The following is a 26,152-nucleotide window of genomic DNA, read 5'->3' on the forward strand; positions in this document are numbered from 1 at the left end:
GGGTCTCCATAGAATGCGCCCCACTTCGACGCAGTACGCACTTGCCGAAACGCAGTGAGGAATGCCAAGAAGGTTTCTGGGTCCCCATCGTCTAGAGGCCTAGGACACCGCCCTTTCACGGCGGTAACAGGGGTTCGACTCCCCTTGGGGATGCCACGCGGGAATAGCTCAGTTGGTAGAGCGCAACCTTGCCAAGGTTGAGGTCGCCGGTTCGAACCCGGTTTCCCGCTCCAAATTTTGCTCAGTCGTCCACTCTAGGGGCGTATGAGCTGACGGGACAGGTTCTGTTTTGTCACCCCGGTCTGACAGGCCGGCTGCTTTGAGTACCAAGTCAAGGCGAAGTTTCTGTCCCCATCGTCTAGAGGCCTAGGACACCGCCCTTTCACGGCGGTAACAGGGGTTCGACTCCCCTTGGGGATGCCATTTTATCGGGGCTGCGCAAGCAGTTTCGATGACAAAAAAAGCGGGAATAGCTCAGTTGGTAGAGCGCAACCTTGCCAAGGTTGAGGTCGCCGGTTCGAACCCGGTTTCCCGCTCCAATTTCAAAGCCGCTCAATGAGCGGCTTTTTTTTTGCCAATGGACCGGGTCGTGCTGTCAGAGCACGGAAGTAGCGTCCCGCCGTTGCAATCTGCAGACCAAGGGCGTTGAATAACGCCACCCATTTAAGGAGGCACCATGACCGCTGCGCTCTCCATCAAGAACCTCGAAAAAACCTACGACAACGGCTTCCAGGCGCTCAAGGGCATCAGCTTTGAAGTGCAGCCTGGAGATTTCTTCGCCCTGCTGGGCCCCAACGGCGCCGGCAAGTCCACCACTATTGGCATTCTTTGTTCACTGGTGCGTAAGACTGGTGGCGAGGTGTCGATCTTCGGCATCGACATCGACCGGGATTTTCCCGCGGCCAAGCAAATGCTCGGCGTGGTGCCGCAGGAGTTCAATTTCAGCCAGTTTGAAAAGGTGTACGATATTGTCTGCACCCAGGGTGGCTTTTACGGCATGCCGCGCGCGCTGGCCGAAGAGCGCACGGAAAAATATCTGCGCAAGCTGGGCCTGTGGGACAAGCGCAACGCCCAGGCGCGTATGCTGTCCGGCGGTATGAAGCGGCGGCTGATGATTGCCCGCGCGCTGATCCACGAGCCGCGCCTGCTGATTCTCGATGAACCCACCGCAGGTGTGGATATCGAACTGCGCCGTTCCATGTGGGAGTTCCTGCAGGAGATTAACGCCCAGGGCACCACCATCATTCTCACCACCCACTATCTGGAAGAGGCGGAGAGCCTGTGCCGGAATATCGCCATTATCGATAAGGGCGATATTATCGAGAACACTTCGATCAAATCCCTGATCAAGACCCTGAATAAAGAGGTGTTCATTCTCGACAGCCGCGAGATCCTGAGTGCGACGCTGGACTTTGGTGACTTTGAAGGTCGCCGTCTGGACGAGCATAGCCTGGAGGTGACCGTAGAGAAGGGGCAGTCCCTGTCCGACCTGTTCGCGCATTTGAGTGCACAGAATATTTCCGTGACCAGCATGCGCAACCGCGCCAATCGCCTTGAGGAGTTGTTTGTTTCCCTGCTGGCACAAAACAAAATGCAGGAAGCCGCAAACAAGGAGGTGAAGTCATGAGCCCGCAACTGATCTGGACCTCCTTCTCCACCATACTCCGCCGCGAAGTGCGGCGCTTTACCCGCATCTGGCCGCAGACGCTGGTGCCACCGGTCATCACCATGTCCCTGTACTTCGTCATCTTCGGCGCGCTGATCGGCAGCCGTATCGGTGACATGGGCGGCTTCTCTTATATGGAGTTCGTGGTGCCGGGGCTGATCATGATGGCGGTGATCACCAACTCCTACGCCAATGTGGTTTCGTCGTTTTACAGTGCCAAGTTCCAGCGCAATGTCGAGGAACTGCTGGTCTCACCGACACCCAACTGGGTGGTAATGGCCGGTTATGTGCTGGGCGGTGTGGCCCGCGGTCTGATCGTCGGCTTTATTGTGACCTTGATCGCGCTGATCTTCACATCGTTGAGTGTGCAGCATATCGGGGTGACGATCCTGATTGTGTTCCTGACGTCGGTGCTATTTTCCCTTGCTGGATTTATCAACGCGATTTTTGCCAACAGCTTCGACGATATTTCCATCATTCCCACGTTTGTGCTCACACCGTTGACCTATTTGGGTGGAGTGTTTTATTCCATCGAGCTGCTATCGCCATTCTGGCAGGGGTTGTCGAAGCTGAACCCGATCCTGTATATGGTTAACGCCTTCCGCTACGGCGTGCTCGGCGTTTCCGATATCCATGTGGGCTGGGCCTTTGCCGGCGTGCTGGTGTTTATCACTTTGCTTTCCGGCTGGGCGCTGCATCTGATGAAACACGGCAAGCGTTTGCGTCATTAATTGGATTTGGTTCGCCTGCAAGGCAGGCTCCTACAGTGCACTTTGTAGGAGCCTGCTTGCAGGCGAACAAATTGATCGAGCAGAAACATGAACCGAGAAGACTGGCAAAACCTTCCCCTGGGTCAGGAGACCCGCTACGAATCGAGCTACAATCCCAAGCTACTGCACCCCATTCCGCGCTCGGTGTCGCGTGCACAGTTGGGGCTGGAAGGGCAGGTGCTGCCATTTACCGGCGCGGATGAGTGGTGGGGATTTGAGCTTTCGTGGCTGAACCCAAAAGGTGTGCCACAGGTGGCCGTTGCCCGGTTCCGCTTCGCAGCATCGAGCCCGGCGATGATCGAATCGAAATCCTTCAAGCTGTATCTGAACTCCTTCAACCAGAGCGAGTTCCCCTCGCGGGAAGCGGTTCAGGCGACGCTGGAAAAGGATCTGGGTGCGGCCGCCGGCAGCGATGTGGCAGTGACCCTGTTCGATGTGGAAGACACCGCGCTCGACGTGCACAAGCCCGCGGGGTTCTGTCTGGATGGACTGGATATTCAAGCCCGCACTTACCAGCCCGACGCTGCGTTGTTGAAGCTGGAGGAGGGCGGTAAAGCGGTGGAAGAGGTGCTCTATAGCCACCTGTTGCGCAGCAACTGCCCGGTAACCGGCCAACCCGACTGGGCCACCGTTACGATCGAGTACCGCGGCCCAGCGCTGGACCGGGCTGCACTGCTCGCCTACATCATTTCTTTCCGTGAGCACCAGGATTTTCACGAGCACTGTGTAGAGCGCATCTACTGCGACCTGCAGAATCTGGCAGAGTTTGAAACGCTCACCGTGTGCGCCCGCTATACCCGCCGCGGCGGTCTGGACATCAATCCGCTGCGCACCTCAACCGGCGAAATCGTTTTTCCAGGGCGCTTTGCGCGGCAATGACACGGGATGGAATGGGAAAGTAAGGGAGAAAAGTAAGGGAGAAAAGTAAGGGAGAAAAGTAAGGGAGAAAAGTAAGGGAGGTGTGGGCGTCGAAGTCCGCCCACGAAATCAGATAATCACTTTGCTCTTCAGGCGCTCCTGCGCCTTCTGCAGCGCTTGCAGTACCTTGTCCTTGTCGTAGTTGCGGATCTTGTCCAGATCCAGGTGCATGGCGAAGCCCGGTGCGTGCTCTTCCAGATAGCTCAGCTGGCCGCCAAGGTTTTTGCGCAAATCAGTTACCGAGTACACCTTAACCGGGGTGCTGAATCCCTTTACGCTCACGTGGCCTTTGTCTCGGCACATCACCGTCTGTTTGATCATTGCCCAGGTTTCGTGGCTGATCAAAATTTCGCCCGGCTCCGCTGCACTTTCCAGTCGTGCGGCCAGGTTCACGTGGGTGCCCATTACGGTGTAGGTCTGGTAATCCGCGGTGCCGAATACCCCCACGGTGCAGTAACCGGTGTTGATGCCGATGCGGATCTGCAGGGGGTGGGAAATACCCTGGTCGTACCACTCCTGCATCATTTCCCGCACCCGTTTACGCATCGCCAACGCCATGGCCACGCAGCGCAGCGCGTCGGATTTGGGGCCTTTGCTCTGGTCGTCCCCGAACACCACCATCACCGCGTCGCCGATAAATTTGTCGATGGTGCCACCATAGTGGGCAACGATACGGGACATTTCGGTCAGATAATTGTTGAGCAGGCGGGTCAGGGTTTCCGCCTCCATCTCCTCGCTCAGCTGGCTGAAATCCTTGATATCAGAGAAGAACACGGTCAGCAGCTTGCGCTCGGTCACGATATCTTTCTCTTTGCCGCTGGTTACCGAGCGCCACAGGCGTTTGGACAGGTAGCGGGAGAGCTTGTAGCTGGCCAGGTTGGCCGTGCGCTGTTCCCTGTGCAGTTGCTGGTTATCCGCCTTCAGGCGCGAGATCTGCTTGTGGGTATAGAAGGCGTAGCAGCAGAAGTAGGTAAATACTCCGATCAGGCTGGCGGCACTAATGTTCAGATCCGCATTTACCACCAGCGCCGGCCGGTGGATCAGGTAGCCGATGGCCACACCCAGCAGCATCGCCGTGTTGTGCTCAAACCAGCAGCGCCCGCCGCCCTCGGTCAGGGCGTTGAACTGGATCATGGTGAGGAACAGCAGGCAGGGCAGCAGGCTGAAGTTGGACATCGCCATCGCCATGCCGATCAGCAATGCGTCGCTGAAGGCGAGCCAGCGGCGCACTTCCGTGCTGCTGTCCGGGTCGCTGCACCGTCCGATCTGGTAGGCGATGGGGATGTAGCCCAGCAGCAGGGCTGCCATGGCCAGCTGCATCAGGGTGTTCTGGGTAAAGACGGAGGACCAGTTGATGCTGTTCAGAAGGGTGCCCGATGCCGCAAAACAGATCAGGGCGCGGAAATAGAGCGGATACCGGGACTCCGTCTGGCGGCCGCTGGTTTCTTCTGGCGGATTCTGCATGAACGCTGGATCTTATCTGATAGCTTGGTCTGGGACGTCCGGAGCCTGTTGTTTTTTCTCTGACTGGCCAGCTCTGCAGGCTCGGCTCAGTTTATCTCTCGACGTTAAATTCAGCGCTTTGGTAGCAATTTCGAGGGATGGGTCACGGACAGGCGCAAAGTTTACCCTCATGAACAGGGGAAAGCGACGGGCAATCGGGACAAGTTCCTAATATTAGATGTTCGTCTGGCATCGGAATCTCTCCGCCATGGGGTAGAATCCCGCACTTTTCATGGCCCGATACTCAGTGTCTCGGTGCCAATGGTAACCAGATTCAGGAGGCAACCATGGACGCACTGGAAGCGCTGCACAACCGCGTATCAATCGGCGCACTGACAGACCCGGCTCCTAGTCGCGCGCAGCGCAACAATATTTTCCGCGCCGCTCTGCGTGCCGCAGACCACGGAAACCTGCGCCCCTGGCGCTTCCTCGTCATAGAAGGAGACGCCCGCAAGCGCCTTGGGGAGATATACTTAAGCGCCAGTGAGAGCGGCGCCACTGCGGGCGAACCGCTGAGCGACGCTCAGCGTGAGCGCTTCCTCGCCATGCCCCTGCGGGCGCCCCTGCTTCTCGTTGCCGTCACCCGTCTGCAGGAACACCCCAAAGTCCCACTCAATGAGCAGCGCATGTCCACGGCTGGCGCCGTGCAGGCCATGCTCACCGCCGCTTTTGCCGAAGGTGTCGGGGCCTATTGGCGCACCGGTGAGCTTGCCGAGAACCGCCAGGTCGCCCGTGCCCTCGGCCTCGCCGACAACGAAGAGATCAGCGGCTTCATCTACATGGGCACCCCGCAAAAAGCCCCGCGCCCCGCACCGGAACTTGCCGTGAGCGATTTCTTTGCCGACTGGCAGGGCGAATAAGTCCACAGGGCGCACACAGAGAGGCGGCTGGCAGGATTTTTTTCGAAATGCACTTGCACCCACCGCCGCCTTTCTGTAAAGTTCGCGCTCGCTGATCGGGGAGCTATGTTACTGATTAGCAAGGCAAAACGCCGACGAGCCCGCAAGCGTGCGGACGGTAAGCTCGCTAAACAAACCGTGACAACGCATACAATTTGGTGAGGTGTCCGAGTGGTCGAAGGAGCACGCCTGGAAAGTGTGTATATCGAAAGGTATCGAGGGTTCGAATCCCTCCCTCACCGCCACATACGAAAAAGCCCGGCATATAGCCGGGCTTTTTCGTATGTGCGGTGAGGGAGGTTTGGATGAGAACCCCGTTCGAGCCGGAGGCGCATAGCGCCGGAGACCAGCGAGCGCAGCGAAGCTAATCCCTCCCTCTCTCACCTCAGCTCAACTCGCAAAGCGAATTGAGACTGAGGCGAAGCCGAGCCCGCAGAATCAAAACACGCCTGAGCGTATTTTGATTCCATATTGCACTGCCGTAGCGATCCCATCTCAATCTTCGGCTACGAATTTGCCGGTTTTCCAAATTTTTCCTGAATCTTGGTGGATTATTTCTGCTTGGGCTGATCCCGTTCGGGTTTCTTGTGCGGGTAATTTACCGTGCGCTCAGGGACGGGGCACCGACAGGCAGGAATTGACGAGATATTTTAGATAGCCAGCTTGTGAAAGGCGGCCGCTCCAACCCTGTTGGAGTGGCCGCCACCAGTTCATCAGTCCGCAGCCACCACATTCCCCTGAGCAGCATCCCCGCCCAGGGAAAACAACTTCTGCTTCAGTCTCGCAAAAAACGCACTGATATCCACCCCGACCCCATACATGGCCGGCACCAACAGCAGCGTCACAAAGAAGGCCACGAACACCCCGAACGCCAGTGCGATCACAATCGGCTGCAGGAACGCGGCCTGGATGCTGCGCTCCAGCATCATCGGCAGCAGGCCGACAATGGTAGTGACAGTGGTGAGCAGAATGGGGCGGAAGCGGGATACGCCGGCCTCGACGATGGCTTTCAGCGGTTCCACACCTTTTTCCCGCAGGCGGTTGCACTGGTCCATCAATACCAGGTTGTCATTCACCACCACACCCGCTGCCGCGGCGATACCGAAGTAACTGAAGATGGCCATAGTCATGCCCATGACACCGTGCCCCAAAATGGCACCGATAAACGCGAAGGGAATGGCCACCAGGATCAGGATCGGCTGGAAGTAGCTGCGGAAAGCGACTGCCAGCAGGCTGTACATCGCGAAGAAGGCCATGACGTAGAGGCCGAGTACTTCCTGTATAAAGCGTTTCTCTCCCTCGGCCTGGCCGACGGCGCCGCGCACAATGCCCGGGTAGCGCTTTTCCCAATCCGGGAAGAAGTTCTCTTCCAGATCTTTCATGATGTCGCCGCGCACGTCGTCTTTGAGGTCTGCCATCACGCGTGCGGCTCGGTTGCCGTTCCAGCGCTGAATGCGTTTGATGCCAGGCGCGTATTCAAGGTCGGCCACCGCCAGCAGCGGTACTTCGCGGCCGTCGGTAGTACGCACGCGGAAGTCCTTTAGACTCTCAATGGAGCGGCGGGATTCCAGCGGGTAGCGCACCATGACTTTCACGTCCTGGCCGGCGCGGGGCAGGCGCTGCACTTCTTCCCCGTAATAAGCCTGTCGAACCTGACGATTTACTTCCGCCAGTGTCAGGCCAAGTTTGGTGGCACCGGGCTTGAGGTCGATGCGGATTTCTTCCGATGCTCCTTCAAGGTTGTTGCGCACGTCGTAGAGGCTTTCATAGGTTCGCAGTTTGGATTCCAGGTCCGCTGTTGCCTCGCGCAGTACATCCAGATCCGGGTGTCGAATGGAGAGCTCAAAGCCTGGACCGTTGTTGTTCAGCGAGTATTGCACCGAGACTTCTTTTGCATCCGGTACGTCGCCAAGCAGTTCGCGCAGGCGCAGGGCGGCGTCCTTTGCGGTCATGGAGCGGGTTTCCGGCGGTGCCAGCTGCACGATGGCCATCACACTGTCGCGGCGGGAACGGGTATACCAGTTCTCGATGAGGGCATTTTCACCGGATTTGCCTTGTTCAATGGCACTCTGGTTAACTTCTTCCTCAAGGCTCTTTTCCGCATCCTGTAATTGTGCCAGGACCTCCAGCGCGCGGCTGTAGGGAGCGCCCTCGGGCATCACCACGTTGACGATGATCTGGTCGGATTCGATATCCGGCATAAACCCTTTTTTCACCCAGCCGCTGCCGAATGCACCGAAGCCGATCATCATGACCGCAATAAAAATGCTGACAGTAAGGTAGCGGCGCTCCACAGCCCAGCTGCCGATGCGGCGGTAGTGGGTCTGCGCAAAGTGCACGATGCTGTCGGCGATGCGATTCTGTACGCGGCCAAAGCGGCCCGGGTTGGTCTGCGGTTTCAGGTTGTTGAGGTGTGCCGGCAGAATAAAGAGTGCCTCGATCAGCGAGAACAGCAGCGCAAGGATTACTACCCAGGTGATATGCCGGGTAAATTCGCTGGTGGAACCACTGATGAAAATCCACGGCAGGAACGCGAGGATGGTAGTGAGCACCGCGAAAATTACCGGTTTTGCCACCAGTTGCGTACCGAGTGTCGCCGCATTGAGACTGCCACCGGGTTGTTGGTGCTCCGGGTTTTCGGACTCGGTGTGGATGCTCTCGCCGACCACGATGGCGTCGTCCACGACGATACCGAGCACCAGCAGGAATGCGAAGGTAGACAGCATGTTCAGGGATACCCCCACGCTGGGCAGCAGCACAAAGGCACCCGCGTAGGCGGTGCCGATACCGATGGATACCCAGAAGGCCACTTTCGGGCGCAGGCTGAACACCAGCACCAGCAGTACCAGCAACAATCCCTGGAAGGCAGAGCTGCCGATGGTTTCCATGCGGCCCTTGAAGTCTTCGGCGTTGTCGGTCCAGAGTGTGAGTTTTACGCCTGCGGGCAGGGTTTCACTGCGATCCTTGATCCATTTGCGGATGGAGTCGGATGCGGTGACGATGTCCATGGTCTCGGTGCTCATGACCTGCAGCAGTACCGCCGGCTCACCATTCAGAGTGGCGAGGATCTCGTTGTCTTCGAAGCCATCCACCACTTTGGCCACATCACCCACGCGGATGGTGCCGCCGTCGGCGGTCTGGCGCACGATGATGTTGGCGAAATCCTGTTCGCTGTCCGCCTGGTTGCGTACTTTCAGCTGGTAGCTGCCCACTTCGGTGCGCACGGTGCCGGCGGACTGGTTGATGGAGCTGTTGCGGATCGCATCCGCCAGGTCCTGGAAAGTCATGCCATAGCGGCGCAGGGCCTGCTCGCTCACTTCGATCGACACTTCTTCCATGCGCGTGCCGAACAGCTCCACCACGGAAATAGCGGGCAAGGTAGCCACTTCGCGGCGCAGCTGTTCCGCCAGCCGTTTCAGTTCACGCTCGCCCACATTGCCGTGTAGTGCCACGCGGATGAATTCTTCGCGATTCACCCATTGGTGTACCTGCGGTGGTTCAATATCGCGGGGGAACGACGAGATGCCGTCCACACGGATCTTCACGTCGTTCATGAAGCGGGAAAAGTCCACGGAGGTTTCCGCGAGGATATACACCTCGCCCATGCCCTCGGAGGATGTAGAACGGACCCAGTCGATATTGTCGAGGTCGCTTACGGCTTCCTCGATACGGGAGACGATCTGTTCCTCCACTTCCTGCGGCGCGGCGCCGGGCCAGGACACCCGGATTTCAAGGCCGGGGAAGCGGACCTGCGGGTCCATTTCCCGTTCCATACTGAAAAAGCCAAGTACACCGGCCACCAGAATGCCGACCATGGCCAAATTGGCGGCCACGCTGTTGCGCGCCCACCAGGCAATCAAACTGTTCATGGATGGGCTCCCTTAACGGCGTGCCAGATGGGTAATAGGTTGAACTTCCATACCGTCCACCGCATTGGCTACGGTGGAGGTCACCACGCGCTCGCCGTCGACGACGCCGGAGGCAAGTACCACGCGATTTTCCGAGGTGGAGAGTACGTCTACAGTGCGGATGTTCAGGCGGTTATTGTCATCAACCACAAACACCTTGTCGGCACTGCGCAGTGCTTCTCTCGGTACCACCACGGCCTGGCGCTGCAGAGTGGACTCCGCTTCCGCGGTAACGAACAGTCCCACCGCGAGTGGCACACCGTTGCTCGCCCCCTTGCCGTAGGGATCCTCTACTTCCGCTACCGCGTAGATCAGGCGGGTCTGCTGGTCCACGGCCGCCTGGGTGCGCACGATGCGGCCATGCCACTGTTGTTCGTGAGTGCCGACAAGGGCGGAGAGGGTGACTTCCGGGCCTGGGTTCTTCGGGCCTGCTACAAAGCCCATGGGCAGATCCAGCTCCAGCAACTGGCTGTCGGTGAGGGGCAGGCGTACTTCTACCCGGTCGGTGGCGAAGATGCGGCCCAGCGACGTGCTGGCGGTGACGTATTGGCCCACGCCCACGTCGCGGCTGACAACGCGACCGCGGTAGGGCAGGCGGATTTTCGTGCGCGAGAGATTCAGCTCCGCATCGGCGAGTTCCGCCTGTGCGGCGCGCAGATTGGCCTGGGCCTCGATCACCTGCGGCTTGTTCACCTGTAACGGTGTGGGCTCTCTGTTGGGGTTGAGCTCCAGCCATTGCTGGCGCTTGATGGTGGCATTGGCCTCGGCCTGCAATAGCAGGACCTCTGCCTGGGCTACGCGCGCTTTTGCCTGTGCCACCTGCAGCTGGTAATCCGCGTCGTCCAGTCGGATCAGGGTTTCGCCAGCCTCGAATCCGGCGCCCTCGGCAAAGCTGTCGGCGATGGCAACAATACGCCCGGAAATCTGCGGGGTGAGATCGATCTCAGTGTGTGGGCGTACTTCGCCCTGGGTGGTAACACTGAGAGCCACGGATTCTTCCCGAGCCTCGGAATACACCAGGGAAACCAGGCGCTGCTCTTCTTCTTTCTTTTCCGGCTGCGGTTTTGCAGCGGACATCCATTGCACAGCGCCGAAGCCTGCTGCCAGTACCAGTACGGGTGCAGCGGCTTTCAGGATTTTTTTCTTCATATGTTTTATTTTGCCTGTTTGCGGGTTCGCCAGTGGGGACTGCCGGTTTGGAGTTTCCATGGGAGCACGAAGTCCATTTGTTAGCTATTGGTTAGTAGCCGGGACGAACGGAATTGGCGGCGAACGTCCTGGCTGTATGGTGAATGGACTCGACGGGAGAGGATTCTGGATGCAGTAGAGGCAAAAAAATTTGCGAAGGAGGGGCCGACACCGTATGGACGGCATTGCCGGGCTTGACCTTCCCCTTGCGGTAACCTTGAGGCTATACCACCATAACTGGTCGGAAGAGAAGAGGGGCGAGTGATGAATATTTCACAGGCAGCGCAGCGGGCGGGGCTTTCATCCAAGGCGTTGCGCTACTACGAAACCATCAACCTGTTACAACCGGCACGCGGGCCCAATGGCTATCGGGAGTACTCCCGCGATGACGTGGAAACCTTGCAGTTCATCCAGCGCGCGCGGGCCTGCGGGTTTGCTGTGGAGGAGGTGCGGCAGTTGCTCGCATTGCACCGGGACCCGGCGCGGCAAAGTCACGATGCGAAGCAATTGGTGGAAGAAAAACTGCAACAGATCGAGCAGCAGCTGCAGACGTTGAAAATAATGAAGAAGACGTTGCGGGGCCTGGCGGACAGCTGTGCGGGGGATGACTCACCGGAGTGCGCCATCCTGTCGCAGCTTGCGAATCGAGTATAAGTCGCTTAGAAGTTCGGCGCCCACCCGGCGAGAATCCGCTCGCGGGTGTAGGCGGCAGCCTGGTCTTCATTCAGCTGACGGCGCTTGTCACTGGTTGCAACACCGGGACCGTAGCTTTCGAATTCAAAGAAGCGCGAGTTCTCCGGTGTGAACACTGTGGACTTGGTCCCGTCGCGGCTGGTACCGCGCATGGAACCCCAGCCGTCGGTGGTGATGTGGTCGTCCATAAAGGAGCGAATAAACACCGCCGCGCCGATGGCATCCGGGTCCGCGTAGCGGCCGTCGGGGAAGTCGGTAGTGGGGTGCCAGGGGCGGCCGAGCGGAGTGGAGTTGGCGGGCACCCCTTCCGCCTTCAGCAGGCGGCAATTGAGAAACACCAGCCCGAACTCGTTGCTGATATCCGTGCTCGGTGCGGTGACATAGCCGACGTTCTGACGTTCGGTGCCGCGGGGACGGGTGACGATATCGCTGTTCTCAAACAGCGCCTGGCCGGCCCCGAAAATGAAATCCACATTGCCCTCGACCACGCTGTCCACAAAATAGCTGCGGCCCGCCTGTACGAACAGGGTGTCCTGGTAACCGAGAAGACGCACATTGCGGAAGGCGGAGCGATCGCTGTTGAGCCCGGTTTCCAGTGCCACCGCCTGGGTACCATTGATCTTGTCGGTGTGGTCATCGGGGAGGGCGTCGGTAGACAGGAAGTCGAAGCTATTCTCGATGGTGAGGTTTTCCGCGCGGAAATCCGTCGCTTCCACGGTGAGAGTTGCGGTGGCAAAGGTACCCATTTTGGCTTCGGAGCCGGGCTCCGCCGGCATGCCGGCGTAATCCCCGTGGCTGATGATAGTGCTGTCGCGCCCGGCGCCAATCAGATGAATGTTCGGTTTGCTGACCAGCAGCTTCTCGCTATAAATGCCCTCGGGCAGGTAGATGCGATAAGGTTTTGCTCCATTCTCCGGCGCCGCTGCCAGCGCCTCGGCAATGGTGGGGAAGGCGGGAGCGCCTTCGGTTGTCGGTGTCGCAGTACCGACCACTGCGTCATACTTGCGCTGGTCACTGGTCTGGGCGCAGGAGGCGACGGCAAACAAGGCCAGCAGCCAGAAACCAGCCCTGGTGAGAGGATTGTATAAGGTGTGGCGGATCGGGTTGCTCAAACTCGATGCGCGCGAGGCGTTGTCTATCACCATTGGTACAGCTCCGTCTAATTATTGGTAAGGTCAGTTTTTTATTGGTCAGACCATTCTAGCGTCCGCCCTCGGGAGGGCTCAACCCATCCCGGTGCCCCGAATTGTGCCGGAATGGACCTGCAAGGGTGCCGCGCCCCTTATTTTGCGAGGCTGCCTGAGGTAGAATGCGCGCCCGCTTTAACCGACCGAAGCCGACTGCTCTATGGAAATCAACCCGCTTCTCAACCAGATGAAAGACCTCGCAGAGCGCACCGACGTTCTTAGGGGGTATCTTTGACTACGCTGGCAAGAAAGAACGCCTGACCGAAGTCGAACTCGAACTGGCCGAACCCAGCGTCTGGGATGACCCCGACCGCGCCCAGGAACTGGGCCGCGAGCGCTCCTCATTGGAAGCCGTCGTCAAAACCATCGAAGACCTCGACGGTGGCCTCAGCGACTGCCGCGAACTGCTCGATATGGCCGTGGAAGAGGGCGATGAAGACTCCGTGGCCGAAGTGGCCAGCGAACTCGGCAACCTCGAGCAGCAACTCGAAACCCTCGAATTCCGCCGCATGTTCTCCGGCGAAACCGACCCCAACAACGCCTACCTGGATATCCAGGCCGGCTCCGGCGGCACCGAAGCCCAGGACTGGGCCGAAATGCTGCTGCGCATGTACCTGCGCTGGGGCGAAGCCCACGGCTTTAAAACCACCCTCGAGGAAGCCTCCGCGGGTGACGTCGCCGGCATCAAAAGTGCCACCATCCACTTCCAGGGCGAATACGCCTACGGCTGGCTGCGCACCGAAACCGGCGTACACCGCCTGGTGCGGAAATCCCCGTTCGACTCCGGCAACCGTCGCCACACCTCCTTCACCTCCGTGTTCGTCTCCCCCGAGATCGACGACAACATCGAGATCGAAGTGGACAAATCCCAGGTGCGCGAAGATACCTACCGCGCCTCCGGCGCCGGCGGCCAGCACGTGAACAAAACCGATTCCGCAGTGCGACTGACCCACATTGCCAGCGGCATCGTCGTCGCCTGCCAGAGCGAACGCTCCCAGCACCAGAACCGCGACAAAGCCTGGAAAATGCTGCGTGCGCGCCTCTACGAACAGGAAATGCAGAAGCGCAACGCCGAAAAACAGGCGCTGGAAGAAAGCAAATCCGATATCGGCTGGGGCAGCCAGATTCGCTCCTACGTACTGGACGACTCGCGCATCAAAGACCTGCGCACCAGCGTCCAGACCAGCAACTGCCAAGCGGTGCTGGACGGGGACCTGGATCAGTTTATTGAGGCGAGCCTGAAGGCGGGGCTGTAAGGTTCCAATGATTGTTGGGCATGCTTCGCTTTGCCCAATCTACGATTCGGCACGAGTCATTCGCGGCTTACGAAGTGAATTGCTTCGCAGCGAAGGCGGAGTGCCGGGGATCCCTTTTCGAAAGCGTCGGCAACAGGGATGTTGCCGACGCAGCGTACAGGGATGTATTCACAGCGGTTTCGAAAAGGGATCCCCGGTGCTCAGCCGCCCCGGTGCCCAAATAAAGCTCCAATGAGCTACGAAGCTCAATACTTTTTCCCAAAAGACGTGATAGACAATGAGCAATACACCAACTCAGCAAGACGAAAACAAACTGATCGCCGAGCGCCGCGCCAAACTCAGCGCCATGCGCGAGAAGGGCAATGCCTTCCCGAACAGCTTTCGCCGCGAGCACCTCGCCGCCGACCTGCAGAAAGAGTTTGGTGAAAAGACCAAGGAAGAACTGGAAGCCGAAGGCAATACAGCCTGCGTTGCCGGTCGTATCCTCGCCAAGCGCGGCCCCTTCCTCGTCATCCAGGACGTCTCCGACCGCATCCAGCTGTACGCCGACAAAGAAGCCCAGGCCAACATCAAAGAACGCTGGGGCACCTGGGACATCGGCGACATCGTCGGCGTCAAAGGTCAACTGCATAAATCCGGCAAAGGCGACCTCTACGTCAACTGCGAAGAGTACAGCCTTCTTACCAAAGCCCTGCGCCCGCTGCCGGAAAAATTCCACGGCATCGCCGACCAGGAAATGCGCTACCGCCAGCGCTACGTCGACCTCATCGCCACCCCGGAATCCCGCAAAGTCTTCCAGCTGCGCGTCCAGATCATCGACTACATCCGCCAGTACCTGAACAAAAACCACTTCATGGAAGTGGAAACCCCCATGTTGCAGGTCATCCCCGGCGGCGCCGCTGCGCGCCCGTTCGTGACCCATCACAATGCGCTCGACATCGACATGTACCTGCGCATCGCGCCCGAGCTGTACCTGAAGCGCCTCGTGGTCGGCGGCTTTGAGCGCGTGTACGAAATCAACCGCAACTTCCGCAACGAAGGTCTGTCCACCCGCCACAACCCCGAGTTCACCATGCTCGAGTTCTACCAGGCGTACGCAGACTACCGCGACATGATGGATCACACCGAAGCCCTGCTGCGCGGTATCTGCACCGATGTCATCGGCAGCACCACCGTCGAGTACCAGGGCAAGAGCTACGACTTCGCCAAGCCGTTCGCGCGCATCAGCGTGTTTGACTCCATCCTCAAGTACAACCCGGAACTGAGCGCCGCCGACATCGACAATATGGAAGGTGCGCGCAAGGTTGCGGAGAAACTGGATATCCAGGTCAAGGACACCTGGGGGCTCGGCAAGGTGCAGATCGAAATTTTCGAGGCCACCGTAGAGCACCTGCTCGATCAGCCGACCTTTATCACCGAATACCCCACCGAAGTGTCGCCGCTGGCGCGCCGCAACGACGACAACCCGTTTGTGACCGACCGCTTCGAGTTCTTTATCGGTGGCCGTGAAATTGCCAACGGCTTCTCCGAGCTGAACGACGCGGAAGACCAGGCCGAGCGCTTTATGGCGCAAGTGGCCGAGAAGGACGCCGGTGACGACGAAGCCATGCACTACGATGCCGACTATGTGCGCGCACTGGAATACGGTCTGCCGCCCACCGCTGGTGAGGGTATCGGCATCGACCGCCTGGTGATGTTCCTAACCAACTCTCCGTCCATCCGCGACGTGCTGCTGTTCCCGCATATGCGTCCGGAGACATCCGTCGAATAAGTTTTAACGGGTGCGAAAAAGGGCGATGGCTTCTGCGGCCATCGCCCTTTTTTATTGACTCGAATAATGTTCTTTTGGTGATCAGTGGCGAATGCCCAGTGGCCCCGCCGGCAGGTAAATGGTTTCCGGTGCGGAGCTGCCCTGGCGCTGGATTTCCACTGCCACCGACGTGCCCGGCGCCACCTGATAGACCTGTGAGCGCAGGTCGCCCATATGAAAAACCCGCTGGTTGTTGTAGCGGATGATCTTGTCACCGGCGCGCAGTCCCGCGTCATGGGCCGGAGCGGATTCCAGGATGGCACCGATCTCGAATTCCGTGCGCCCGCCGGTGGCCGTCAGATACTGCTCGTATTCCTCTCGGTTAAGTTCCTGCTCGAATACTCGGCGGGGGTTGCTGTAAGTCTGCAGTTTTTCCTGCAATTCCTTGGCGCGCGTGGAGCGTTTGTCCTGCAGGTGATGGTACTCGTAACTGAACTGCATCTGCTCATACTGAATTCGCTCCTGCTTGTCGACGATAAACGCTGCACGTTCGTAGCTGAATCCAGCATCGGTAAAATGCTTGATCTGGTTTTCCCGCATGCGCTCGAAGCGGTTGGCATTCTGGTGGGGGCGGGAGCGCTGCTGCAGGGTGGCTGCTTCGGGCTCCGGCGGGGAGCCCAGGGCCGCGTGGCGCACGTCGCCCAGTGCAGACTCAGGATCCAGGCGGTCGCTGAGATCGTTCACCAGTTCCAGAAGTTGACCCTGAATTCTGAGGGTTTGCTCCAAGTTTTTTTCCAGTTGTTGCACTCGCTTCGTCAGATCGCCGCCCGGTGCTGCCGCCCCGGCGCTATCGGAGATCAGCAGTTCGCGAATGGTCGACGCAACAGGGGTGTCGGAACTGCCCCAGTAGGCCGCTGCGGCCCCTGCGAGGAGCAGGGAAACCGCCAGTGGAATGGCATGTCTGTGCAGATTCATGGGGTCACCAATCGACTTCAGCGTAGGGGGTGAGCCAATTATAGAAGGACTAGATGGTTCGGAAGCTCGTTCTTAACCACTGTGGCAGGTGCGGCTTCTTCCAGCAATAGACCGCACTTTTCCACACAGTGGATGAAGGCCTCGCCGGTTTTCCCTCTCTTTACTTCGCGAATAAAGTTTTCCACGATTTCCTGCCAGCTTTCATTGGTGATCTGCTCCGCCAGGCCGCGGTCGGCGAGGATTTCCACATAGTGCTCGTCCTGGGAGACAAAAATCAGCAGGCCCAGGCGGTTTTCAGTGCTGTGTAATTCGTGCTCGAGAAACTGGCGGCGGGCGAGGTTGGAGGCGCGCCAGTACTTCACTTTTTTCGGGACCAGTACCATGGTCAGAGGCCGCCAGCGGAACAGGACCGCAAGGGCAATAAACAGGATCCACTGCAGGGTGAATGCCTGCTGGTATTCAATCCACCAGGGCAGGAACTGCATCAGTGGTGCCAGCAATAGAGCGAGAAACGCCGCCCATAATGTGGAAATATACAGATAGTTATCGGCGCGGCGCGCCAGCACCGTTACCAGCTCGGCATCAGTGCGGGATTCCACTTCCTTGATGGTCTCTGCGACTTTGCGCTTTTCGCCTGCATTCAGCATGTTGATTGTCCGTTATTCGCCGCTCAGTGCTTGCTTACCAGCCACCGGAAGCGCCGCCACCACCGAAACTGCCGCCCCCGCCGCCGAACCCTCCGCCACTGTAACCACCGCCAAAACCGCCACCGCCGTAATAGCCGCCGTAGCGGCCGCGGCGAAAGGTACCGCTACTGGCCGGTGAGCCAAGCACGGAAGCGCCGAAAATCTGCAGCATGATAAACAGCAGGAAAATGCCTACCAGCAGCGCCAGCTGGCGGTCGCGCTTGGATTCCGTTGGCTCTGGAACATACTCGTTTTTGATCGCGGCAATAATGGATTCGGTGCCATTTACGACGCCGGCGTCGAAATTGCCCTGACGAAAGTAAGGCAGAATCTTGGTGTGAATGATATTGGCGGAAAGTGCATCGGTCAGTGCGCCTTCAAGACCGTAACCCACGTCAATACGCACAGCCCGTTCGCCCGGAGCCACCATCAGCAATACGCCATTGTCCTTGCCTTTCTGGCCGATTTTCCAGTGCCGCCCCAGCTGGTAGCCATACTCTTCGATAGTGAGCCCCTGTAGGTCCGGCAGTGTCACCACCACGATTTGGTTGCTGGTTTCCTTTTCATGCTGTTGCAGCAGTTCAGTGAGCTGGTAACGGGTGCTCTGGCTTAGAAGGTTGGCGTTATCCACCACCCGCCCGCTGAGCGAAGGAAATTTCACCTCGGCAGCAGCGCTCCCGACCCACAACAGGGTCGGGAGCAGGAGAAACAACAGGGCGATCCGCCGGATCGTCATTCAGGGCTCCGCTCGCACAGTTCAGTCAATGGCAATGATCTACTGGAAGTCGACGTCGGGTGCCTTGTCGGCATTTTCCGTGGTGGCCTCAAAGGTGTCGCGAATGGGCAAGTCGCTGTACAGAATGCGGTGCCAAATGCGGCCCGGGAAGGTGCGAATCTCGCGGTTGTAGCGTTCCACCGCGGCGATATAATCCCGGCGGGCGACACTGATGCGGTTTTCGGTGCCTTCCAGCTGGGACTGCAGGGCGAGGAAGTTTTGGTTGGCCTTGAGGTCCGGGTAGCGTTCCACCACCACCATCAGGCGGGAAAGCGCACTGCTGAGCTGGGCCTGGGCTGCCTCGAACTGTTGCAGTTTGGCGGGATCGTTGATGATGCCGGAATCCACCTGCATGGAATTGACCTTGGCGCGCGCTTCCGTGACCGCTTCCAGGGTCTCGCGTTCGTGCGCGGCGTAGGCCTTCACTGTTTTCACCAGGTTGGGGATCAGATCGGCGCGGCGCTGGTATTGGTTCTGCACTTGGGCCCAGGTGGCTTTTACGTTCTCGTCGTAGCTGGGAATGTTATTGATACCGCAGCCGCTCAGGCCGTAGGCCGTGAGAGCGAGCAGCAGTACTTGCCACATGCGGTTGCCGTAGCGCTTGGATTTGACGGGCCGGGGGGCGGAGCCGGTAAGTGTGGTGTGCATTCCTTTCCATCCATGTCGGTGTCGAACCTGACAATAATAGTCTTCAATCCGGTGCTATCACGCAAGTTGTTCCCGGTTGGAATTGTAGAGAGCAGTAATGGCATTAAAAGCAACTGTATTCAAAGCCCGCATTCAGATAGCGGATATGGACCGGGATTATTATGCGGAACACCTGCTGACGTTGGCGCGCCACCCGTCGGAGACCGATGAGCGGATGATGATTCGGCTGCTGGCTTTTGCGCACAATGCCAGTGAGCAGCTCGAGTTTACCCGCGGCCTCTCCAGTGATGACGAGCCGGACCTGTGGCAGCACAGTCTGAGTGGAGAAATAGAAACGTGGATTGAGGTGGGTGTACCGGCGGAGGACCGAATTCGCAAGGCGTGCGGGCGCGCGCGCAGGGTAGTGATCTACGCCTACGGTCAACGCACCGCGTCGGTGTGGTGGCAGAAAATGGAGTCCGCCACGGCGCGATTCGACAATCTGGATATTTTCTATCTGCCTGCGGAAAGTTGTGCGCAACTAGCGGCGATGGCGGAGCGCACCATGGATTTGTCCGTCACTATCCAAGACGGGCACCTGTGGTTCGCGAGCAGCGACAGCAATATTGAAGTCCTGCCAGAACGCTGGAAATAAGGGCGCCTCAAAAAATCTACGCGCGTGCGCCTGGCGTCTACCGCCAGCCACCTGCTCGCTACGATTTTTACAGGTGCCCGCAAATTTTTACGGCCCGCCAGAGGCGCGGGCGAGATCAAGGAGTCTTACTATGCCGTCATTCGACATTGTTTCCGAGGTAGATAAGCACCAGCTGACCAATGCGGTGGACCAGGTCAACCGCACCATCACCACCCGCTATGACTTTAAGGGTGTGGATGCTGAGGTCGAGCGCAATGAGTTCGTGCTGACATTGCGCGCCGATTCCGACATGCAAATCGGCCAGATGGAAGACCTGGTGCGCCAGGCGCTGATCAAGTGCAGCATCGACCCGCTGGTGATGGATGTGGGCGACCCGGTGCAGTCCGGCAAGCAGGTGAAACAGGAGATCAAGCTGAAAAATGGTCTCGACAAAGAGCTGTCAAAAAAGATCGTCAAGATCATCAAGGAGGAAAAGCTCAAGGTGCAGGCCGCTATCCAGGGCGACGCCGTACGGGTTACCGGCAAGAAGCGCGACGACCTGCAGCAGGTGATTGCCATGCTGCGGAGCAAAGAACTGGAGCAGCCGTTGCAGTTTGAGAACTTCCGCGATTGAGGTGGTCTCCTCATAACGGGGGATTCCTTTTTTGAAGTATCTTTCGAAACCGTTATTTGTTGCTGCTGTGGCCGGGCTCTTGAGTCTGCCCGCGGTAGCTTCACCTATTGCGGAGATTGAGACGCGTTCTGCGGTTCCGGTGTTGCCGGCGGGGCTGGTGGATGCCTGGTGGGTCGACGGCAGTGAGGGGCTGGATATTTCCGGTCTGAGTTTCTGCGATGGCGAATTGTTGGCGGTGGCCGACAAGGTGTCGGAGTCTATTTTTCGCCTCGCTCCCGAATCCGGCCGCAACGCGGTAGCACTCGAAACCAAAGCAGATTTCGCCCGGCCGCCGTTGCCGGATGATCAGCCGGTGCTGTTGAAAGCCCGCATCATGCATCATGTAAGCGTGCCGCTCAGCATGGACTTTGAGGGGATCACCTGCGATGAAGCTGGGATCTATCTGTTGAGCGAGCGACACAATCGCATCAGCCTGCTCAATCAGGACGAGCGCCGGGGTGAGTGGCTACCGGTGCGCTGGTCGGAAGCGGCTAAGGCGCGCGGTTTTTTGCAGCAGTTCAATGGCGAGAGTGAAGGTCTGGCCAAGGCCGGCGACGACTTCTGGGTCGCACTGGAACGGGACCCCCGCGGGCTGCTAAAGCTGAGTGCTGGCGATAAGGTGGGGTGGGACTTTCGTGCCATACCCGCTGTCGACGGGCTCGATTTTCGCGGTCGCTCGGAGGATATCGCCGGGCTTGCGGTGTACGACGGCGCGCTGTTTACACTTGAGCGCAACGCGTTTGCCGTATGCCGTCGCAATTTCGACAACCTGAAAGCCCAGTGGTGCATCCACTATCGGGGCATCGAAGAAGGACCGGCATATGTCTACCGGGAGACCAGTTTCGGAAAAGGGGAGGGGCTTGCGGTGAGCGCGCAGGGTATTTTTGTGGTGCTGGATAACAACGGTGCCGGTCGCGTCGCGGCGCCGGAAGATTCCCGTGGGTTGTTGTTGCACCTGGCTTTCCCCGAACTGCCTATGGAAAAACGGTAACAGATTTTGGCGGTCACCAAGCTGGATCGACTATTGAAAGAGGTGCGTGCTTGCCGTTTGTGCGAGGCCCACCTGCCGCTCGGTCCGCACCCGGTTCTGAGTGCGGCCCGCAGTGCGAGATTGCTGATTGTCGGCCAGGCACCCGGTACCCGAGTGCATGCTACCGGGATTCCCTGGAACGATCCCTCCGGCGACCGCCTGCGCGAGTGGCTACAGATTGACCGGGAAACCTTCTATGACCCGTCCCGCGTTGCGATCATACCCATGGGTTTCTGCTATCCGGGGCGTGGTAAGGGCGGTGATCTGCCGCCGCGCCCGGAATGCGCGCCAACATGGCATGCGCGCCTGTTGGCGGAGTTGCCAAATATCCAGCTCACATTGCTGATTGGCCAGTATGCCCAGCGCTACTACCTGCCTCATTGGTATGGGAGCATTAGCGAAAACGTTTACCACTTCGCCGATGCGCTGCCACACGGATTGTTTCCGCTGCCGCATCCGAGCCCGAGAAATACCCTCTGGCTGAAGCGCCGCCCCTGGTTCGAAGAGGAAGTGGTGCCGGCGTTGCGCGAGCAGGTTCGCTCGATTCTGTAGGAGCTTGCTTGCAAGCGAACCAGGTTACTTTTGGAAAAAATATGCAGGTTTCCGACAAGATAAAAATCCACCCCAGCTGGCTCTCGGTACTAAAGCCCGAGTTCAGCAAGCACTACATGGCCGAGCTGCGTCAATTCCTGCAGCAGGAGAAACAGGCGGGCAAAAAAATCTTTCCACCCGGTGGTCAGATTTTCAATGCCTTCAATTCCACCCCGTTTGATCAGGTCAAGGTGGTTATTCTCGGGCAGGACCCATACCACGGTGCCGGCCAGGCCCACGGCCTGTGTTTTTCCGTGATGCCCGGCGTGCGCATTCCGCCGTCGCTGCAGAACATCTACAAGGAATTGCATTCAGACCTCGGCATCGTGCCGCCGAATCACGGTTGCCTGCAGCCCTGGGCGGAGCAGGGTGTGCTGTTGTTGAATGCCACCCTCACAGTAGAGGAGAGCAAGGCGGGGGCCCATCAGGGGCGCGGCTGGGAGCAGTTTACCGACGCCGCGGTGCACGCGTTGGCGGAGCAGCGGGAAGGGCTGGTGTTTGTGCTGTGGGGCAGTTACGCGCAGAAGAAGGGAAGTTTTATCGACCGCCGCAAGCATCTGGTGCTGCGCGGGCCGCATCCATCGCCGCTGTCGGCGCACCGGGGTTTTTTCGGCACCCGGCCGTTTTCCCAGGCGAATGCGTATCTGCAGCAACGCGGCGAAGCGCCCATCGACTGGGCGCTGCCTTCCGCGGATGCCTTGCGCCGAGTAGCGGTGGAGATCTGAACTGTCTTGTAGGAGCCTGCTTGCAGGCGAACGCTCTGTGTCAAGCAAGGTTCGCCGGCAAGCAGGCTCCTACAGGAGGGATTAGCGCAGTTCAGGCTAAGGGATCGGCGTCGGCGTCGTAGGGGAGTTCGAGCAGTTCCAGCACGCGGCCGTCGGCCAGTTGCAGGCTCTCGCCATCCGCCACCTTGCTTTTGGTCAGCACTGCCAGCAGTTCGACGTCATCGCCCGCGCGGCTGGCCTGCACAATATTGCCGACACTGGAACCGCCGGCGGGGGTGAAGATTTCCGCTGCGGGCTGTGGCAGTTCACCGCCGTCGATGCGCGCGCGGTACATGCGACGTTTGGCGGCGCCCAGGTACTGCATGCGCGCAACCACTTCCTGTCCGGTGTAACAGCCTTTCTTGAAGCTCACGCCGTCCAATACCTGCAGGTTCACCATCTGCGGAATGAATATTTCGCTACTGCTCTGGTAAACCTGCGGCACGCCTGCTTCGATCAGTTGATACTGCCAGCGACAGTAGCTGGAGGGCACGGGGCCGCTGCCGGCGAGCTTCTGCCACAGATCGGCAGTCTGCTCCAGTGGCAGCTGGATCACCACATTGCGCTCGCCGAGGCACGCCGCCAGTGCGCGGTGGCCGTTGTGATCAAAACTGCGCAGCTGGCCGGGTATCAGGTCGGAGCCGCTGTCGTGGGACAGGGTCAGGAGCTGGCTGGCAGCGGCGCCGGCATCGCGCCCGCAGAGAGCGAGCCAGTGCTGACTGTCGCTGACATCTTCCAGCTGGGTTTTGAAAAATACCGCGTATTTTTTCAGGGCAGTGAGTGCCGTGGTCACCAGGTCCCGCGGCAGCAGCAGGACGAACTCAGTCTGGGAAATTTTCAGGGCGTGAAATGCGCTGATCATGCGGCCCTTGGGGTTGCAATGGCTGCCGAGGGTAAGGTGTTCGTCCGGTAGTTTCACCAGGTCACAGGTGAGCTGGCCCTGAAGGAATTTCTGGCTATCGGGCCCGTTGATGGCAATGGCGCCCATGGGGCTAAGGTCGATCAGTCGCAGTTCGGCACTTGAGCTGCCGTTTTCTGCCGGGGAAAAATCCGCCGCGCCGTCATTCCATTGTGCGCCCTGGCTACTGAGAAATTCCTGCCATTGCTGTTGATCCATGCTGAATTCGCCTTCGTCGACCGCTTGTTGAAGTGGTGCAGTATCTGGGGTTTTGCGGCGGGATTTCAACTACCGGTATACTGCGCGCACTTTGCAACCGGCTATTGAGAAAAGAAGTATGGATCGCAACCGCCTGTTTTGGGCCAGCCGCCGCGGCATGTTGGAGCTGGATCTGGTGCTGCTGCCGTTTCTGGATAACGTCTACGAAACGCTTTCCGAGGAAGACAAGCAGCGCTATATCCGCCTGCTGGACGAGCAGGATCAGGATCTGTTCGCGTGGTTCATGCGCCGGGAAGATCCTCAAGATCCTGAGCTGTTGAAAATAGTGCAGATTATCCGTGACAACACCGGTCTACAGGACTGACTCCACGGTATCTCCCGCCTGCGAGGTGCCTGCGCCGTTGCGCAGTGCCTTCGCGGGCGCCCGCAGTGAACGCAGCGCACGACTCGCCTGTGATTTCTCATCCTCCCTTCGGTTGCAGTGCCTGCTGTGGCTGATAACCGCGCAAACCCTGTTTCTGCTCGTCGTGTCCCGATTGCCGTGGTTGGCGGTGGGGGGCGCGCTGCTCCTGATCGGCGTTTTCGTCTGGCGGGAGTGGCGCCGCCTTGATCGCTCGGTGGGGAGACTGTCGACCGCGGAGAAACGCTGGTACTGGCAGACGACGGGCGGTGCCAAGCGGGAGTTCCAATTCTGCGGAGAACTGACTCTGTGGCGCTGGCTGATTGTGATCAACGGCCGTGATCTTGAGGGGCGCAGGCTGCGGCTTGTGCTCAGCAGTGACGGGGCCAGTGCCGACGACTGGCGCCGGCTGCTGGTAGCGTTGCGTTATTCTCGATAATTTGCCGCTGAATTCCCGCCAGTTCAGTCCACATCGATAAACTGTCGCTGGTTGGCGTAATTTTCGGGCACCAGGATAGTATCCATCGCCAGTTCCCTGAGCCCCGGGTAGTCGAGTGAGTAGTGCAGACCACGGCTCTCGCGGCGATCCAGCGCGGAGCGGATGATCAGTTCTGACACCACCGCCAGATTGCGCAGTTCAATCAGGTCACTGGTGATCCGGTAGTTGGCGTAGAACTCCAGGATTTCCTGCTGCAGCAGCCGCACCCTGTGCTCCGCCCGTAGCAGGCGTTTGCGGGTACGCACGATGCCCACATAGTCCCACATAAACCGGCGCAGCTCGTCCCAGTTGTGCGAGATAACCACGTCTTCATCGGAATCTGTTACCCGCGAGGCATCCCATGCCAGTGCCGGCCGCGGCGGGTTAATCTTGTCCAGGGTGCTGTCGATGTGCATGGCGGCGGAACGGGCATAGACCACGCATTCCAGCAGTGAGTTGCTGGCCAGGCGGTTGGCGCCGTGCAGGCCGGTGAAGGTGGTTTCGCCGATGGCGTACAGCTGGTCCAGGTCGGTGCGCCCGTACTGGTCCACCATTACGCCGCCGCAGGTGTAGTGGGCGGCCGGTACCACGGGGATGGCTTCCTTGGTGATGTCGATCCCGTACTGGAGGCAGTTCTTGTATACCGTGGGAAAATGCTCACGGACGAATTTTTCGTCCTTGTGGGAAATGTCCAGATACACGCAGTCGGCACCAAGTCGCTTCATCTCGTGGTCGATGGCGCGGGCGACGATGTCGCGCGGTGCCAGCTCGCCGCGCTTGTCGAAGCGTTGCATGAAGCGCTCACCGTTCGGCAGCTTGAGCTGTGCCCCTTCGCCTCGCAGCGCCTCGGTAATCAGCATGGATTTGGCTTTCGGGTGATACAGGCAGGTGGGGTGGAACTGGTTGAACTCCATGTTGGCCACCCGGCAACCGGCGCGCCAGGCCATGGCGATGCCGTCACCGCTGGCGCCGTCCGGGTTGCTGGTGTAGAGATAGGCCTTGGCGGCACCGCCGGTGGCGAGAATCACTGCACGCCCCTGGAATACCTCTACCTCTTCGGTGTCCTTGTTGTAGACATAGCAGCCGGCGCAGCGGAAGCGGCCGGTGGCCGCGTCGGGCTGGCGAATCAGGTCGAGGGCGATGTGGTGCTCAAAGCAGTCGATATTCGGGGTGTTGCGCGCGCGCTCAATGAGGGTGCTGTGCACCGCGCGGCCGGTGGCATCGGCGCTGTGGATGATGCGGCGGTGGCTGTGACCGCCTTCTTTGGTGAGGTGGTAGTCGCCCGCCTGTTCGCGGGTAAAGTCCACTCCCTGGTTGATCAGCCAGTGAATGGCATCGCTGCTGTTTTCCACGGTGAATCGCACGGCGTCCGGGTGGCAGAGTCCGGCCCCGGCATCTAATGTATCGGCAATGTGTGCATCCACCGAGTCGGTCTCGTCCAGCACGCCGGCGATACCGCCCTGGGCAAACCAGGTGGAACCATCCTGCAGCCGCTGTTTGGAAAGCAGCGCCACGCGGTGGCGGGCGGCAAGGTGCAGGGCCAGGGTGAGCCCCGCGGCGCCGCTGCCGATAACGAGAACGTCGTAGTTGTTCAAGGTTGACATCGCCTCTTTGCTGGTAGAAGGCGCCTTTAAAATCTACTGCGCGTGCGCCTGACGGCGTCT

General features: G+C 59.2%; 24 protein-coding genes and 5 tRNA genes. 19 read left to right on the forward strand and 10 right to left on the reverse strand.

Annotation, left to right across the window (positions count from 1 at the left end; genetic code table 11):
• Positions 1–80 precede the first annotated feature (80 nt).
• The 7 genes from GNX18_RS02985 (at position 81) to queF (ending at position 3,315) form a co-directional block, all read left to right on the forward strand.
• A tRNA-Glu gene (locus GNX18_RS02985) sits at positions 81–156 on the forward strand.
• A 1-nt stretch (position 157) separates the two neighbouring features.
• A tRNA-Gly gene (locus GNX18_RS02990) sits at positions 158–233 on the forward strand.
• Between the two features lie 114 nt (positions 234–347).
• A tRNA-Glu gene (locus tag GNX18_RS02995) sits at positions 348–423 on the forward strand.
• A gap of 40 nt (positions 424–463) precedes the next feature.
• A tRNA-Gly gene (locus GNX18_RS03000) sits at positions 464–539 on the forward strand.
• 137 nt (positions 540–676) lie between these two features.
• The gene (locus GNX18_RS03005; protein WP_138235262.1) at positions 677–1,627 is read left to right on the forward strand and encodes an ABC transporter ATP-binding protein; all 951 of its coding nucleotides are present in this window, start codon (positions 677–679) and stop codon (positions 1,625–1,627) included.
• Positions 1,624–2,397, forward strand: coding sequence for an ABC transporter permease (locus GNX18_RS03010; protein WP_138235263.1), 774 nt, complete (start codon positions 1,624–1,626; stop codon positions 2,395–2,397). Before GNX18_RS03005 ends, GNX18_RS03010 begins: the two co-directional genes overlap by 4 nt.
• 87 nt (positions 2,398–2,484) lie before the next feature.
• Positions 2,485–3,315 carry an NADPH-dependent 7-cyano-7-deazaguanine reductase QueF gene (gene queF / locus GNX18_RS03015; protein ID WP_166215329.1) on the forward strand — a complete coding sequence of 277 codons (831 nt, stop codon included), beginning with the start codon at positions 2,485–2,487 and terminating at the stop codon, positions 3,313–3,315.
• A 108-nt stretch (positions 3,316–3,423) separates the two neighbouring features.
• On the opposite strand, the gene GNX18_RS03020 is transcribed toward queF, so the two are convergent.
• Positions 3,424–4,818 (reverse strand): adenylate/guanylate cyclase domain-containing protein, encoded by a 1,395-nt coding sequence (locus GNX18_RS03020; RefSeq protein WP_166215331.1) that lies wholly within the window; start codon positions 4,816–4,818, stop codon positions 3,424–3,426.
• A 326-nt stretch (positions 4,819–5,144) separates the two neighbouring features.
• On the opposite strand from GNX18_RS03020, the gene GNX18_RS03025 reads away from it, so the two are divergent.
• Positions 5,145–5,717: a nitroreductase gene (locus GNX18_RS03025; protein WP_166215333.1), complete on the forward strand. Its 573-nt coding sequence runs from the start codon at positions 5,145–5,147 to the stop codon at positions 5,715–5,717.
• 196 nt (positions 5,718–5,913) lie between these two features.
• Positions 5,914–6,001: transfer RNA gene (locus tag GNX18_RS03030), tRNA-Ser, on the forward strand.
• Between the two features lie 468 nt (positions 6,002–6,469).
• Here the strand turns inward: GNX18_RS03030 and GNX18_RS03035 are convergent.
• On the reverse strand, positions 6,470–9,625 hold the full coding sequence (locus tag GNX18_RS03035; protein ID WP_166215335.1) for an efflux RND transporter permease subunit: 3,156 nt from the start codon (positions 9,623–9,625) through the stop codon (positions 6,470–6,472).
• A 12-nt stretch (positions 9,626–9,637) separates the two neighbouring features.
• Positions 9,638–10,813 carry an efflux RND transporter periplasmic adaptor subunit gene (locus tag GNX18_RS03040; protein ID WP_166215337.1) on the reverse strand — a complete coding sequence of 392 codons (1,176 nt, stop codon included), beginning with the start codon at positions 10,811–10,813 and terminating at the stop codon, positions 9,638–9,640.
• 303 nt (positions 10,814–11,116) lie between these two features.
• Between GNX18_RS03040 and GNX18_RS03045 the strand changes: the two genes are divergently transcribed.
• A complete protein-coding gene (locus tag GNX18_RS03045; RefSeq protein ID WP_138235269.1) occupies positions 11,117–11,506 on the forward strand; it encodes a MerR family transcriptional regulator in 390 nt (129 codons plus the stop codon).
• Positions 11,507–11,511: 5 nt separating this feature from the next.
• Here the strand turns inward: GNX18_RS03045 and GNX18_RS03050 are convergent, their stop codons facing one another.
• A complete protein-coding gene (locus GNX18_RS03050) occupies positions 11,512–12,690 on the reverse strand; it encodes a pectinesterase family protein (RefSeq protein WP_138235270.1) in 1,179 nt (392 codons plus the stop codon).
• Positions 12,691–12,892: 202 nt separating this feature from the next.
• On the opposite strand from GNX18_RS03050, the gene prfB reads away from it, so the two are divergent.
• Positions 12,893–13,988, forward strand: a protein-coding gene (gene prfB / locus GNX18_RS03055; RefSeq protein WP_166215339.1) for a peptide chain release factor 2 whose coding sequence is annotated in 2 segments (ribosomal slippage) — positions 12,893–12,964 and positions 12,966–13,988 — 1,095 coding nt in all. Because the reading frame shifts where the segments join, the coding sequence is not laid out codon by codon here.
• 277 nt (positions 13,989–14,265) lie between these two features.
• Positions 14,266–15,759 carry a lysine--tRNA ligase gene (gene lysS, locus GNX18_RS03060; RefSeq protein ID WP_138235272.1) on the forward strand — a complete coding sequence of 498 codons (1,494 nt, stop codon included), beginning with the start codon at positions 14,266–14,268 and terminating at the stop codon, positions 15,757–15,759.
• 81 nt (positions 15,760–15,840) lie between these two features.
• On the opposite strand, the gene GNX18_RS03065 is transcribed toward lysS, so the two are convergent.
• The 4 genes from GNX18_RS03065 to GNX18_RS03080 are packed head-to-tail and all read right to left on the reverse strand — an operon-like array spanning position 15,841 to position 18,822.
• Positions 15,841–16,713, reverse strand: coding sequence for a PDZ domain-containing protein (locus tag GNX18_RS03065; RefSeq protein ID WP_166215341.1), 873 nt, complete (start codon positions 16,711–16,713; stop codon positions 15,841–15,843).
• Between the two features lie 38 nt (positions 16,714–16,751).
• A complete protein-coding gene (locus GNX18_RS03070; protein WP_205828044.1) occupies positions 16,752–17,360 on the reverse strand; it encodes a TPM domain-containing protein in 609 nt (202 codons plus the stop codon).
• A gap of 34 nt (positions 17,361–17,394) precedes the next feature.
• Positions 17,395–18,135, reverse strand: a complete 741-nt coding sequence (locus GNX18_RS19770; RefSeq protein WP_166215343.1) for a YgcG family protein — start codon at positions 18,133–18,135, stop codon at positions 17,395–17,397.
• Positions 18,136–18,174: 39 nt separating this feature from the next.
• The gene (locus tag GNX18_RS03080; RefSeq protein ID WP_166215345.1) at positions 18,175–18,822 is read right to left on the reverse strand and encodes a LemA family protein; all 648 of its coding nucleotides are present in this window, start codon (positions 18,820–18,822) and stop codon (positions 18,175–18,177) included.
• Positions 18,823–18,919: 97 nt separating this feature from the next.
• Here GNX18_RS03080 and GNX18_RS03085 point away from each other — a divergent pair, with 97 nt between their 5' ends.
• From GNX18_RS03085 to ung, 5 genes are all read left to right on the forward strand, one after another.
• Positions 18,920–19,456 carry a YaeQ family protein gene (locus GNX18_RS03085; protein ID WP_166215347.1) on the forward strand — a complete coding sequence of 179 codons (537 nt, stop codon included), beginning with the start codon at positions 18,920–18,922 and terminating at the stop codon, positions 19,454–19,456.
• A gap of 130 nt (positions 19,457–19,586) precedes the next feature.
• The gene (locus GNX18_RS03090; RefSeq protein ID WP_138235277.1) at positions 19,587–20,069 is read left to right on the forward strand and encodes a YajQ family cyclic di-GMP-binding protein; all 483 of its coding nucleotides are present in this window, start codon (positions 19,587–19,589) and stop codon (positions 20,067–20,069) included.
• 31 nt (positions 20,070–20,100) lie between these two features.
• Positions 20,101–21,099 (forward strand): hypothetical protein, encoded by a 999-nt coding sequence (locus GNX18_RS03095; RefSeq protein ID WP_240914184.1) that lies wholly within the window; start codon positions 20,101–20,103, stop codon positions 21,097–21,099.
• Between the two features lie 6 nt (positions 21,100–21,105).
• Entirely contained in the window at positions 21,106–21,690 is a 585-nt protein-coding gene (locus tag GNX18_RS03100) for a uracil-DNA glycosylase family protein (protein ID WP_166215349.1), read from the forward strand.
• 41 nt (positions 21,691–21,731) lie between these two features.
• The gene (gene ung / locus GNX18_RS03105; protein ID WP_166215351.1) at positions 21,732–22,454 is read left to right on the forward strand and encodes a uracil-DNA glycosylase; all 723 of its coding nucleotides are present in this window, start codon (positions 21,732–21,734) and stop codon (positions 22,452–22,454) included.
• Positions 22,455–22,545: 91 nt separating this feature from the next.
• On the opposite strand, the gene GNX18_RS03110 is transcribed toward ung, so the two are convergent.
• A complete protein-coding gene (locus GNX18_RS03110; protein WP_166215353.1) occupies positions 22,546–23,610 on the reverse strand; it encodes a folate-binding protein YgfZ in 1,065 nt (354 codons plus the stop codon).
• A gap of 118 nt (positions 23,611–23,728) precedes the next feature.
• Between GNX18_RS03110 and GNX18_RS03115 the strand changes: the two genes are divergently transcribed.
• Positions 23,729–23,974: a succinate dehydrogenase assembly factor 2 gene (locus tag GNX18_RS03115; protein ID WP_138235281.1), complete on the forward strand. Its 246-nt coding sequence runs from the start codon at positions 23,729–23,731 to the stop codon at positions 23,972–23,974.
• A gap of 37 nt (positions 23,975–24,011) precedes the next feature.
• Positions 24,012–24,449: a protein YgfX gene (locus tag GNX18_RS03120; RefSeq protein WP_166215355.1), complete on the forward strand. Its 438-nt coding sequence runs from the start codon at positions 24,012–24,014 to the stop codon at positions 24,447–24,449.
• A gap of 23 nt (positions 24,450–24,472) precedes the next feature.
• Here GNX18_RS03120 and nadB read toward each other — a convergent pair whose 3' ends face one another.
• The gene (nadB, locus tag GNX18_RS03125; protein ID WP_138235283.1) at positions 24,473–26,092 is read right to left on the reverse strand and encodes an L-aspartate oxidase; all 1,620 of its coding nucleotides are present in this window, start codon (positions 26,090–26,092) and stop codon (positions 24,473–24,475) included.
• Positions 26,093–26,152: the final 60 nt, after the last annotated feature.

Origin of the sequence: Microbulbifer sp. SH-1 (assembly GCF_011326135.1) — a bacterium.
GTDB lineage: Bacteria > Pseudomonadota > Gammaproteobacteria > Pseudomonadales > Cellvibrionaceae > Microbulbifer > Microbulbifer harenosus.